This is a genomic window from Commensalibacter nepenthis (assembly GCF_029953305.1).
Lineage (GTDB): Bacteria > Pseudomonadota > Alphaproteobacteria > Acetobacterales > Acetobacteraceae > Commensalibacter > Commensalibacter nepenthis.
Window position 1 is genome coordinate 1 of the sequence record NZ_JASBAN010000021.1, and the last position, 549, is coordinate 549.

Sequence of the window (549 nt, forward strand, 5' to 3'; positions counted from 1 at the left end):
CGATGCGTTACATAATAGTGGCGTTAATGGTTTTGACGAAACGAATGTTAAGAACGATATTGGTCGTATCATCCTCGAAGCCGCAGGCTCCGCCGCCGTGGCAGGCGTTACAGGCGGAAACGTCGGTGCAGCGGTAGGGAGTTCTGTTGGCGGGAATATATTATCGTCTGCGACGTTGAATAGTGTTAAACAATGGGCAGATGCGAATAGTAATGGTGATCCAAAATTAGCAATGGCATTAACGAATGCCATTGAGAATGCGATTGCAGCTGCTGGAGGTGCCGCAGCGGGTGGAACGATTGGGGGTGGCTCTGGTGCCTTAAATGGTGCTGATATTTCCTCTGCACTTCAACAATATAATATGGCGCTATTTTTGGCACAACAAGAAGCGCTTATAGCTGCAGGTGGTGCGAGTGCTGCTGGTAACAACCCAAATGCCCTGACAGACGCTGAGATGAAGCAAATACAAAATGCTGTTGGTAATAGTATTAATAACACAGAGAAATTGGCGCAATGGGGACCATTATATGCATATGCTTATTTGTATAA

1 protein-coding gene is annotated in these 549 nt (G+C 46.4%); it reads left to right on the plus strand.

Going from position 1 to position 549, the window contains the following annotated elements; genetic code table 11:
* Nucleotides 1-549 (plus strand): hypothetical protein (locus QJV33_RS11970; RefSeq protein ID WP_281463632.1); only part of this gene is annotated, 549 nt, incomplete at both ends.